This is a genomic window from Thiohalophilus sp. (genome assembly GCF_031581315.1).
Taxonomy (GTDB): domain Bacteria; phylum Pseudomonadota; class Gammaproteobacteria; order UBA6429; family Thiohalophilaceae; genus Thiohalophilus.
On sequence record NZ_JAVLAZ010000001.1, the window covers coordinates 67,523 to 79,280 of the forward strand.

Annotated in this window: 11 protein-coding genes; 8 read left to right on the plus strand and 3 right to left on the minus strand. The window is 55.2% G+C overall.

Features of this window, described 5'->3' with window-relative positions:
* From RI563_RS00315 to lpxA, 5 genes are all read left to right on the plus strand, one after another.
* Positions 1-276 (plus strand): BamA/TamA family outer membrane protein (locus tag RI563_RS00315; RefSeq protein ID WP_310692319.1); only part of this gene is annotated, 276 nt, incomplete at its 5' end.
* Between the two features lie 24 nt (positions 277-300).
* Positions 301-837, plus strand: coding sequence for an OmpH family outer membrane protein (locus tag RI563_RS00320; RefSeq protein ID WP_310692320.1), 537 nt, complete (start codon positions 301-303; stop codon positions 835-837).
* A gap of 11 nt (positions 838-848) precedes the next feature.
* Positions 849-1,865 (plus strand): UDP-3-O-(3-hydroxymyristoyl)glucosamine N-acyltransferase, encoded by a 1,017-nt coding sequence (gene lpxD, locus RI563_RS00325; RefSeq protein ID WP_310692321.1) that lies wholly within the window; start codon positions 849-851, stop codon positions 1,863-1,865.
* A gap of 25 nt (positions 1,866-1,890) precedes the next feature.
* Entirely contained in the window at positions 1,891-2,337 is a 447-nt protein-coding gene (gene fabZ / locus RI563_RS00330) for a 3-hydroxyacyl-ACP dehydratase FabZ (RefSeq protein WP_310692322.1), read from the plus strand.
* Entirely contained in the window at positions 2,334-3,107 is a 774-nt protein-coding gene (lpxA, locus tag RI563_RS00335) for an acyl-ACP--UDP-N-acetylglucosamine O-acyltransferase (protein WP_310692323.1), read from the plus strand. The genes fabZ and lpxA overlap by 4 nt, the downstream gene beginning before the upstream one ends.
* Positions 3,108-3,293: 186 nt before the next feature.
* On the opposite strand, the gene lpxB is transcribed toward lpxA, so the two are convergent.
* From lpxB to RI563_RS00350, 3 genes are read right to left on the minus strand one after another with little or no spacing between them, the layout of a single operon-like run.
* Positions 3,294-4,415, minus strand: a complete 1,122-nt coding sequence (gene lpxB / locus RI563_RS00340) for a lipid-A-disaccharide synthase (RefSeq protein WP_310692324.1) — start codon at positions 4,413-4,415, stop codon at positions 3,294-3,296.
* 22 nt (positions 4,416-4,437) lie between these two features.
* Positions 4,438-5,526 carry a DegT/DnrJ/EryC1/StrS family aminotransferase gene (locus RI563_RS00345; protein WP_310692325.1) on the minus strand — a complete coding sequence of 363 codons (1,089 nt, stop codon included), beginning with the start codon at positions 5,524-5,526 and terminating at the stop codon, positions 4,438-4,440.
* Positions 5,527-5,561: 35 nt separating this feature from the next.
* Complete coding sequence (locus RI563_RS00350; RefSeq protein ID WP_310692326.1) at positions 5,562-6,500, minus strand: Gfo/Idh/MocA family oxidoreductase; 939 nt, start codon at positions 6,498-6,500, stop codon at positions 5,562-5,564.
* Positions 6,501-6,674: 174 nt separating this feature from the next.
* On the opposite strand from RI563_RS00350, the gene rnhB reads away from it, so the two are divergent.
* From rnhB to dnaE, 3 genes are all read left to right on the plus strand, one after another.
* Entirely contained in the window at positions 6,675-7,265 is a 591-nt protein-coding gene (rnhB, locus tag RI563_RS00355) for a ribonuclease HII (RefSeq protein ID WP_310692327.1), read from the plus strand.
* 173 nt (positions 7,266-7,438) lie between these two features.
* The gene (locus RI563_RS00360) at positions 7,439-8,008 is read left to right on the plus strand and encodes an HNH endonuclease (protein ID WP_310692328.1); all 570 of its coding nucleotides are present in this window, start codon (positions 7,439-7,441) and stop codon (positions 8,006-8,008) included.
* Between the two features lie 256 nt (positions 8,009-8,264).
* Positions 8,265-11,726, plus strand: coding sequence for a DNA polymerase III subunit alpha (gene dnaE / locus RI563_RS00365; RefSeq protein WP_310692329.1), 3,462 nt, complete (start codon positions 8,265-8,267; stop codon positions 11,724-11,726).
* Positions 11,727-11,758: the final 32 nt, after the last annotated feature.

Below are 11,758 nucleotides of genomic sequence, written 5' to 3' on the forward strand. Positions count from 1 at the left end.
GGCAGTAAACGGGTCATCGGCAGTCTGGAATTGATTTTGCCGAATATCTTTGCCGAGCAGAGCAATTCAACCCGTATCGCGGCTTTTTTTGATGCCGGTAATGTCTTCTCCGCCGAGCAGAGTGTGGATGTGAATGAATTACGCACTTCGGCAGGTCTGGCATTTATGTGGCTGGCTCCGATTGGTACATTGCGGTTCAGTTATGCCATGCCGCTGAATGACAAGCCGGGTGATGACACACAGAATTTCCAGTTTACGATGGGTTCGGACTTCTAATTGATAAGACTCGGGGTGATTACATTGCGTAAAACCTGGATACATTATTTCTTGCTGGCTTTGTTTCTCCTGTCTGCTGTGCCTGCCGTGCAGGCCGAGACACGTATTGGCTTTGTTAATATTTCCCTGGTTCTTAAGAAAGCCCCTCAGGCGGATGCCGCGCGCCAGAAACTGGAAAACGAATTTGCTCCCCGTGATGAGAAAATCGTGGCCATGCAGAAAAAACTCAAACAACTCGAAGAGGAACTGGCCAGAGACGCGGATATTATGAGCGATGAGGTTCGCAAGAAAAAAGAGCGTCAAATTGTACTCGAGAAACGTGAAATAGAGCGTACCCGCGAAGAATTTAACGAAGATCTCAATATTCGCCGTAATGACGAACTGAACCGGTTACAAAAGTTGGTTTACGACACGATTGTTACATTAGCCAAAGATAAAAATTACGATCTTGTCGTGGGGGACAATGTTATCTATGCTGCTGAATCGGTTGATTTGAGTGAACAGGTGCTGGAACGATTAAACGCGCAATATAAACCGAATCCAGGCAACGCCCAGAACTGACGGACGAGATTGTGAAGTATACCCTGCAAGAACTTGCTGAGCATACAGGAGGGCAGGTTGTCGGTGACCCACAAACTGTTATAGAGCGTGTCGCCACCCTGACCCGTGCCGATTCCGGCGCAATCTCTTTTTTAACCAGTGCCGCCTATCGCCAGTATCTGGCAAACACCTCGGCTTCAGCCGTGATTCTTCGTGAGGGTGATGCCAGCCACTGTCCGGTTAGTGCCCTTATTGTGGATAACCCACACGCGGCTTATGCCCGAGTGGCTTCGTTATTATACCCTCCAGTAATCCCACCTGTAGGCATTCATCCATCTGCCGTGGTCGAGGAATCGGCGACCGTTCCTGAATCCGTTTCCATTGGCGCCAACTGTTATGTGGGCGCTGACGTGCGGTTGGAAGAGGGCGTCTCGCTCGGGCCTGGCTGTATCATCGAGGCCGCAGTTCACATCGGTGCGAATAGCCGGTTGGCGGCGAATGTGACCGTTTTGCATGAATGTCAAATTGGTCAACAGGCAGTGATCCATTCTGGTGTTGTTATCGGTGGGGATGGGTTTGGACAGGCCAATGATCAGGGTGTCTGGTTGAAAATTCCCCAGATCGGGCGGGTTATTATCGGGGATGATGTCGAAATCGGCGCCAACACCGCAATCGACCGGGGAGCCATCGAAGACACGGTCATTGGCGACAACGTCAAACTCGATAATCTGATTCAGGTGGCGCATAATGTGCACCTTGGCGCGCATACGGTCGTGGCCGCCGCTACAGCCATTGCTGGAAGTGCCCGAATTGGGAAGCACTGCACAATTGCCGGGATGGTGGGTATTGCCGGTCACATAGAAATTGTCGACAATGTCACAATCACGGCAATGTCAATAGTGTCCCATTCCATCCGGGAACCGGGCGTCTATTCTTCCGGTACGACCCTGGAACCGAATAAGCTATGGCGAAAAAATGCTGTCAGATTCAAGCAGTTGGATGAGATGGCAAAACGCATTAAAACACTGGAATCCCGGCAGGGAAAATAAGACACCGTTTATTGAGGAATGAATTTTGGTTGCGTTGAATATCTACGAAATTCTTGAGCATTTGCCGCATCGCTACCCGTTTTTACTGATCGACAAGGTGCTGGAATGTGAACCGGGCAAGTCCCTGGTGGGCATTAAAAATGTCACACATAACGAGCCGTATTTTATTGGACATTTCCCGACCCGGCCGATTATGCCCGGGGTGCTGATCCTTGAAGCCCTGGCTCAGGCGACCGGTATCCTGGCTTTCCAGACGGTTGGTCGTAAACCCGATGGTACCTCGCTCTATTATTTTGTTGGCATTGATAATGCTCGCTTCAAACAGCCGGTTATTCCAGGCGATCAGTTGCGTCTCGAAGTGGAATATACTCGCCAGATGCGAGGCATCTGGAAGTTCGATGGTCGTGCGAAAGTTGATGACAAGGTGGTGTGCAGCGCGGAACTGATGTGTGCTGAACGTGAGATAGAATGAGTATTGATCAACGCGCCATCGTCGACCCTGCCGCCCGGATTGCCGATGATGTCAGTATTGGTGCGTTCAGTATTATCGGGCCGGATGTCGAAATTGGAGCCGGAACGGTAATCGGCCCGCATGTTGTCATCAACGGTCCAACCCGTATCGGGTGTAACAATCATTTCTTTCAGTTCAGCTCCATTGGAGAAATACCCCAGGACAAGAAGTATCACGGCGAAAATTCCCGTCTCGAAATTGGTGACGGCAATACCATCCGGGAGTTTGTCACGATCAATCGCGGAACCGACGATGGTGGCGGCGTTACCCGCATCGGTAACGACAACTGGTTAATGGCTTATATCCACATTGCGCATGATTGCCTGGTGGAAAATAACACGATCTTCGCTAACGGTGCTTCGCTCGCGGGCCATGTGGAAGTGGATGACAATGTCATTCTCGGTGGCTTTACCCTGGTTCATCAGTTCACCAAGATAGGTAATCATGCCTTCTGTGGAATGGGCAGTACCATCAGCAAGGATATCCCCCCTTATGTGATGGTCAGCGGCAACCCGGCCAGTCCCTATGGCATTAACAGCGAAGGGCTCAAGCGCCACGAATACAGTAAGGAAGCGATCAGGGCAATCAAGGACGCTTACAAGATTATTTACCGTTCCGGCCATACCAGCGACGAAGCCCGGCAATACCTCAGACCCCTGGCCGAACAACATCCCGAAGTACAGCCTATGCTCGACTTCCTCAACCGTTCCCAGCGCGGAATTCTTAGGTAGTTCATGTAAGTAACGTGGAGCTCGCAGAGGCGCGGAGACGCAGAGGTATGAAAATTCTGAGTTTTGAATGTTAAATTTTGAATTGGCTAGTACGGGTAATTCAAAACTCAAAATTCAAAATTATTTCAGCCTTGTATTCTCCGCGACTCTGCGCCTCCGCGTCCTCTGCGTTGATGATCCGAAAGTTTAATCAGTGATCATTTCGACGGTGACGGTGGCGATGTCGGTGATGTGGCTGTCGTCTTCCAGTTTTTGGCGTACTTCCTCCAATCCCTGTTTGATTTCTTTTCGGTAATCGTCGTCGTCGAGTATCCGTTCGAGCTCCGCTGCGATAGCACGTGGCGTGGCGTCATTTTGTATCAGCTCGGGGACGATCCGACGCTGGGCGACGATGTTGCACAGGGCCAGGTGATCGATTTTGAGCATACGTTTAACGATGTGATAGGTCAGCCAGGCAACCCGGTTGATGACAACCATGGGAATGCCCGTTAATGCGATTTCCAGTGTTACCGTGCCGGATACGGTGATGATCGCGTCACTGGCCAGCATGGCGTCGTACGGCCGCTGTTCTATATAGTGAATATCCAGCTCGTGTTCCGGCATATTTTTCCGGATCAGATCCGGATTGAGGGTAGAGGCGATGGGCAGCACAAACTGCAGTTGTGGGCGCTGTTGCTGTAAAAGACGGGCGGTATCGATAATAATCGGTAGCAGGCGTTTGATTTCACTGCGCCGACTGCCGGGAAATAATCCCACGACGGGGCGTTCGGGATCCATACCGAACTCATGCAACAGCGTGTCGCGATCGGCGCTGGCCTTGACCTCGTGGGCGAGGGGATGACCTACGTAGGTGACCGGTACACCGTGGCGGGCGTAAAAGTCCACTTCAAAAGGAAATACCACGGCCATTTTATCGACCAGCCTCTGGATCTTCTTCACGCGTCCCTGACGCCACGCCCAGATCTGCGGGCTGATGTAGTACAAGACTTTGACGCCACATTCTTTGGCGGTTTGTGCAAGGCGCAGATTGAATTCGGGATAGTCGGTCAGAATCAGCAGATCCGGTGGATCGCTTCGCAGGATCTCGCGCATTTGGTTGAGGGCGCCGAAGATCACCTTGCGATGAGCGAAAACTTCAATCAGACCGACAACCGCCAGCTCGGAGGACTCAACCAGAATCTCCACGCCGGCCTTGCGCATGGCACTGCCCCCGATACCGAAAAACCGGGTATCCGGCCGCTGTTGTTTGACGCCTTCGACCAGCTTGGCGGCGTGCAGATCACCGGAGGCTTCTCCGGCAATGATCATGACCCGTTTCAATGCGCTACTCTCAGACTGACTGGATAACGTCGATAATCTGATCGACCTGTTCGTCTTGCAGTTCCGGATAAATCGGCAACGACATGCATTGGGCAGCGATCTGTTCGGTGACTGGTAACCTGACATCCTTGCAAATATCGGCAAAGACTTTTTGCTGATGCAGGGGTACCGGATAGTAGATGGCCGAGGCAATTTCGTTATCGGCCAGTTTCTTCATTACCGTGTCACGTTGCTCGCTCAGTACTGTATATTGATGATAGACATGCGTGCCCTTGCCATCCTCGTGGGGCGGCGTCACTACGCTACCGGCCAGACCTTTTGAATAGCGGTGTGCGACACGACGACGTTCCTGGTTATATTGCGGCAGATGCTTGAGTTTGGCGCGCAGCACGACCGCCTGCAGTTCGTCGAGCCGGCTGTTGTAACCGACGACATCATGATAATAACGTTCCTTGCTGCCATGATTGCGCAGCATAAGCAACATATCGGCCAGGGCATCGTCATTGGTGGTAATCATGCCCCCATCACCATAACAGCCGAGGTTTTTGCTGGGAAAAAAGCTGTGCGCCCCGGCCAGCCCAATCCCGCCGGTCATTTTGCCGTCAATATCGGCACCGATGGACTGAGCGCAATCTTCGATCACTTTCAGATTATGCTTCTCGGCCAGGGTCATGATGGCGTCCATGTCGGCCGGCTGACCGAACAGGTGTACCGGCAAAACAGCGCGGGTCTTGTCGGTAATCGCCGCTTCTATCAGCTCGGGATCCAGATTGTAGGTGTCCGGGCGAATATCCACGTAGACCGGGATTGCGCCGACATAGCGAATCGCCTCGGCGGTGGCAATGAAAGTAAAGGCGGAGGTGATCACCTCGTCGCCCGCGCCAATTCCGGCAGCGACCAGTGACAGGTGCAGGGCATCGGTCCCGGAAGCGCAACTGATGGCGTGTTTGACGCCCAGATAATCGGCGACATCGGCCTCGAAGCCTTTAACATTCGGTCCGAGAATGAAACTGGTTTTTTCAAATGTTTCGCTAAAACCCTGTTCGATTTCATCTTTCAGGGTCTGGTATTGCTGTTTCAGATCAACCATCGGGATCATGTAAGAATTACCTCAATTCATGCGGTTGGGAACGATCAGTTTTCTGACAGTTGCCGGTTGATTTCAAAGGCGGTTTCCAGGGCGCGCAGGCCGTCGGCACCGCTGATAACCGGTCGGGCATCGGTATTGATCGCCTGTAAAAAAGCACCGATTTCACTCAGCAGGGCATCGCCCTGGTCAAAGGCGTGTTCCTCGCTGTCGATCTCCGCCACACCGGGATACATTTCGCCCTTGCCCTTGCGATGAATGCCCAGTTGTTTGTTCTGAAAGTCGATGGTGATATAGGCATCGGACTGGAATATCCGCATGCGCCGTTCGCTTTTCATACTAATGCGACTGGCGGTGACATTGGCGACACAACCATTTTCGAACTCGAGACGAACATTGGCAACATCGGTCTCGTCGGAGAGTACGGGCACGCCGCTGGCGTGAATCGCCTTGACCGGTGAGCCGACAAAATCAAGAATGATATCGATGTCATGAATCATCAGATCCAGAATCACATTGACATCGGCGCCGCGCGGGTTGAAAGGTGCAATGCGGTGCGATTCGATAAACAGGGGTTCGACCAGCACATTCTCCAGCGCCATGACGGCCGGGTTGAAGCGTTCCAGATGGCCGATCTGGAACTTCAGATTATTGCGTTCGGCCAGTTCCACCAGCTCGCGACCCTGTTCCAGGGTCGAGGTGATCGGTTTTTCGAGCAGCACATGCACGCCGTTTTCGAGAAATGTTTTCGCCACTTCGTAATGTTTCTGGGTGGGGACCACGATGCTGACTGCATCCACTTTGCCAATCAGATCGTGATAGTTATCGAATACGTCAACGCCATGTTCGCTGGCAATGGCCTGCGCGACGTCACGATTGGTGTCACAAACCCCGATCAGTTGCGAGGCGGGGAGCTGGGCGTATTTCTGGGCGTGGAATTTTCCGAGATAACCGACACCTATGACGGCGGTTTTGAGTGTTGTCATTAAAAATAACTCTGTTGCGGTTGGCAGGTCAGCGGTTCGCGGTAAAATGGCGCGCCAGACAGAAGCCGGGCGGCGGCGAGCCGGAAATATAATAAAGAATATTCGCATTTTTAGCCTGTAAATTCAATTAGATAAGGCGTCATTTGCACGCCTGAACAAAGGAAAAATCGGCCCTTGGACACAGATTGGACATTTACCCTGCAACAGGAGCGCCTCGCCGGGCTGGATGAAGTGGGCCGCGGTCCGCTGGCCGGCCCGGTGGTGGCGGCGGCGGTGATTCTGGATCCGGTCAATCCCATCGAGGGTTTGCTCGATTCCAAGCGGCTGAATGAGTCACGACGTGAACAGCTCGCGGCGCAGATTCAGGAACAGGCTCTGGCCTGGGCCCTGGGGCGGGCCGAGGTGGAGGAAATCGACCGGCTCAATATCCTGCAGGCCAGTTTGCTGGCCATGCAGCGGGCCGCCGCCGTGCTCGATCCCTCGCCACTGGAGGCGCTGGTGGACGGTAACCGCTGCCCCGAACTGGCTTGCCCGGGTCGGGCGGTGGTCAAGGGGGACGGCTGCGTGCCGGCCATCATGGCCGCCTCTATCCTGGCCAAGGTGAGCCGGGATCGGGAAATGGTCGCGCTGGCGGAACAATACCCCGGCTACGGGCTGGAAAAGCACAAGGGCTACCCAACCAGGGACCATATCGCGGCGCTGCAGAGTCTGGGTGTGACCGAGATCCACCGGCGCAGCTTCGGACCAGTGCGCAGGCTTCTGTAAAACAAAGTTGGCAGATCGCAGTCGCAGTTGGCCGTCGGTGGATCGGGGCCGTTTTTCCTCGTCCTTCGTCACTCGTCCCTGGCGGCCTGAACATTTGTTTTCCGATTGAAAACCGGGTATAAAATTAAATCAGGCACAATAATCGATAATACGGTTCGGGACAGGAGAACGTGATGCCGTCGTTACCTTTGATTCTTCGATTGGATATTAATGGTCAGCCGGTGAACTGGGTCCCCTGGCAGGAAGCGGCTTGTCTCTATTCCCGCGGGCGGGTGGCCTGGACGGCGGGCGAGCATATGTTTCCCCTGCATGGTGGCCAAAGCCGGTTGACCGGTGAGCAGAGTCTGCTCGAAATCAATTCCATCATCGCTGTCCACGGCGAGAACAAGGCCCTCAAGCATCACACCACGCCACCGTTGAGTAACCGGGAACTGTTCCGCCGTGATCGTCATACCTGTCTGTATTGCGGGCATGAATTTCGCGATCTCCTGTTGACCCGGGATCACGTTAAACCCCTGTCCCGTGGTGGCCGCGATCACTGGCGCAATGTTGTTACCGCCTGCAAGCGCTGCAATGCCCGCAAGGGCAGCCGTTCACCGGAACAGGCCAACATGCCGTTACTAGCCATCCCGTATGTGCCCAATCTGGCCGAATACCTGGTGTTGCGTAATCGCCGCATTCTGGCCGATCAGATGGAATTTCTGCGCGTTCAGTTCAAACAGATGGGCAAGGAGTGGATGTAGCGCCCTCTCGAAGTGATGATTATTAACCACCGACGACACTGCAAACACCGGATTCACCGAAGATAATTGATGGGGTACAGAAAGGGCCGGGTTCGGTATCGTCGGTGTTCTCTGCGTTTCAGGGCTTTTCTGCCAGACCTATCATGTTCCACTAATACTGGTCTGGCAGGCTAACCAGCGGGATTTGCAGCAGAACCGGCATGCTGACCGGTGTCAAGTCTTGCACTCCTGACGGATTGATCTGACACTTTGCGCCATGGAATCCTTCGTCCACCTTCACCTGCATACCGAATACTCACTTGTCGATGGCCTGGTGCGCATCAAGCCGCTGGTCAAGGCGGCCGTCGAGGCGGGCATGCCGGCGGTGGCGATGACCGATCAGTGCAACCTGTTCGGCATGGTCAAGTTCTACAAGGCGGCGATCGCCGCCGGCATCAAGCCGATCATCGGTGTGGATGCCTGGCTGCATAACGAGGACGATCCCAACCTGCCCAGCCGGCTTGTCTTGCTCTGCCAGGACAACACCGGTTATCGCAATCTGACCCGGCTGGTTTCCCGCAGTTATATCGAAGGCCAGCATCGCGGCCAACCGACCCTCAGCCGCGACTGGCTGGAAGGGGCTACCGAGGGCCTGATCGCTCTGTCCGGCGGTCGGGAAGGGGATGTGGGCCAGGCGCTGCTCAACGGCAATCCGGCGCTGGCAACGCAACGGCTGACGCAATGGCAACGCCTGTTTCCGGATCGCTATTATCTGGAGTTGCAGCGCACCGGCCGCGAGGGCGAGGAAGATTATCTGCATGGCGCGGTGGAACTGGCGGCTGCGCAAGATATCCCGGTGGTGGCGACCAACGATGTCCATTTTATTCACGCCGGGGACTTTGACGCGCACGAAGCGCGGGTCTGTATCCACGAAGGTCGTACTCTGGATGATCCGCGCCGGCCCAAGCGCTTCAGCGAACAACAGTACCTGCGCACGCCGCAGGAGATGGCCGAGTTGTTCGAGGATCTGCCCGAAGCGCTGGCCAATACAGTTGAGATTGCGAAACGCTGTAATGTCGAGCTGACGCTGGACAAGAATTATCTGCCCGACTTCCCGGTGCCGGCCGGCATGACCATCGACGAGTTTCTGCGCGAGGAATCGCGCCGGGGACTGGAAGCGCGGCTCAACAAGTTCTTCGATACCAGCGCATCCGATTATGAAACCATCCGCCGTGAATATTACGACCGCCTGGAGATGGAACTGGATGTCATCATCTCCATGGGTTTCCCCGGTTACTTTCTTATCGTGGCCGACTTTATTCGCTGGGCCAAGGAGAACGGCGTGCCGGTCGGACCGGGGCGTGGTTCGGGTGCCGGTTCGCTGGTAGCCTATGCCCTGACCATCACCGATCTGGATCCGATAAAATACGATCTGCTGTTCGAACGTTTTTTGAATCCCGAACGTGTTTCCATGCCCGACTTTGATGTCGACTTCTGCATGGAAGGCCGCGATCGGGTGATCGACTACGTGGCCGATCATTACGGCCGCGAAAAAGTCTCGCAGATTATCACTTACGGCACCATGGCGGCCAAGGCGGTGGTGCGTGATGTGGGTCGCGTGCTCGGTCATCCCTATGGCTTTGTGGATCGCATCGCCAAACTGATCCCGTTTGAAGTGGGCATGACCCTCGACAAGGCGCTGGAACAGGAAGAACAGCTGCAGGAGCTGTACGATCAGGATGAGGAAATTCGCGGCCTGATCGATCTGGCCAAGAAACTCGAAGGCTGTTCCCGTAATGCCGGCAAGCATGCCGGCGGGGTGGTGATCGCGCCCTCGCAACTGACTGACTTCACACCATTATATTGTGAGCAGGGTTCCGGCAGTATCGTCACCCAGTTCGACAAGGACGATGTGGAAGCGGTCGGACTGGTCAAGTTCGACTTTCTCGGCCTGCGCACGTTGACCATCATCGACTGGGCGGTGCGCGCCATCAATCAGGACAAAGCCGCCAAAGGCGAGACGCCGGTCGATATCATCTCCATTCCACTGGATGATGAAAAAACCTTCGAGCTGTTAAAAGCCAACCAGACTACCGCTGTGTTTCAGCTCGAATCGCGCGGCATGAAGGATTTGATCAAGCGTCTGCAACCGGACAGCTTCGAGGAAATCATCGCCCTGGTGGCGCTGTTTCGTCCCGGCCCGCTGCAATCGGGCATGGTGGATGACTTCATCAACGTCAAGCACAAGCGCAAGCAACCGGAATACCCGCATCCGGATATCGTCTCGATTCTGGAGCCGACCTACGGCGTTATTCTGTATCAGGAACAGGTCATGCAGATCGCCCAGGTACTGGCCGGCTACACCCTCGGCGGCGCCGATCTGCTGCGCCGCGCCATGGGCAAGAAAAAGCCTGAAGAGATGGCCAAGCAGCGCGACATCTTTACCAAAGGCGCGCTGGAGCGGGGCGTTGAAGAGAAGACGGCTACCTATATCTTCGATTTGATGGAGAAGTTCGCCGGCTACGGCTTCAACAAATCCCACTCGGCCGCCTATGCCCTGGTCTCTTACCAGACCGCCTGGCTCAAGGCGCATTATCCGGCGCCGTTTATGGCGGCGGTGCTGTCGGCGGATATGGACAACACCGACAAAGTGGTCACGCTGATCGACGAATGCAGCGACATGCAGCTTACCGTGCTGCCGCCGGATATCAATCAGTGCGAATACCGTTTCACCGCCCAGGATGAACAGACCGTGGTCTATGGTCTGGGCGCGATTAAAGGCGTCGGGGGCTCGGCCATCGACAGCATGATCGAGGAGCGTAACGCCCACGGGCCGTTCGCCGATCTGTTCGACTTCACCCGTCGCATCGATACTCGCAAGGTCAATCGTCGCACGCTCGAGGCACTGATTATGGCCGGCGCGCTGGATGTGTTCGGCGAGAACCGGGCCACGCTGATGGCCTCCCTGCCGGCGGCACTCAAGGTAGCCGAACAGCACACTCGCGATCAGGCGGTGGGTATGCAGGATCTGTTCGGGATGGGCGCGGCGGTCGAATCGGACAGCAGCCCGGTGACCTACCATCGCCAGTCGGAATGGAGTGAGGACGAGCGGCTGGCGGCGGAAAAGCAGACCCTGGGACTCTATCTGACCGGTCATCCCATCGAGCGTTATCTTGAAGAGTTGAGCGGCTTTGTTTCCGCCCGCATCGTCGATCTCAAACCGACCCGGGATCAGACTGTGGTGGTGGCCGGGTTGATCGTTGCCATGCGGACCATGAATACCCGGCGCGGCGATCGCATGGCCTTTATCACCATCGACGATCGCAGCGCCCGTATCGAACTGGCGGTGTTCAGCGAACCCTTTCAGCGTTACCGGGATCTGCTCTCCAAGGACAAGCTGATTGTGGTCGAAGGGGAGGTCAGCATCGACGAATACAGTGGCGGTTACAAGATGAGCGCGCGCAGCATCTACGATATCAACCAGGCGCGCGAACACTTTGCCCGCAAACTGCTGATCAGCGTCGATCACCACAAAGCCGGTAACGGCTTCGTCAACGAACTGCAACACACCCTGTCGCCGTTTCGTGAAGGCTTCTGCCCGGTGATCATCGACTACCACCGCGACGACGCCCGCGCCCAGATCGCCCTCGGTGAAACCTGGCGCGTCCATCCCACCGACGAACTCCTGCATCGCCTGCGCGACAGCCTCGGTGACGACCACGTCAAAGTCATCTACTAGTGGGGCTTCTGGAAATTAAACGCAGAGGCCGC

Bases quoted from the DNA above. Each gene is read 5' to 3' on its own strand.
- RI563_RS00345 (WP_310692325.1), bottom strand. From the start codon at position 5,526: ATGATCCCGATGGTTGATCTGAAACAGCAATACCAGACCCTGAAAGAT.
- lpxB (WP_310692324.1), bottom strand. From the start codon at position 4,415: ATGATCATTGCCGGAGAAGCCTCCGGTGATCTGCACGCCGCCAAGCTG.
- lpxA (WP_310692323.1), top strand. From the start codon at position 2,334: ATGAGTATTGATCAACGCGCCATCGTCGACCCTGCCGCCCGGATTGCC.
- RI563_RS00360 (WP_310692328.1), top strand. From the start codon at position 7,439: ATGCCGTCGTTACCTTTGATTCTTCGATTGGATATTAATGGTCAGCCG.
- RI563_RS00350 (WP_310692326.1), bottom strand. From the start codon at position 6,500: ATGACAACACTCAAAACCGCCGTCATAGGTGTCGGTTATCTCGGAAAA.
- dnaE (WP_310692329.1), top strand. From the start codon at position 8,265: ATGGAATCCTTCGTCCACCTTCACCTGCATACCGAATACTCACTTGTC.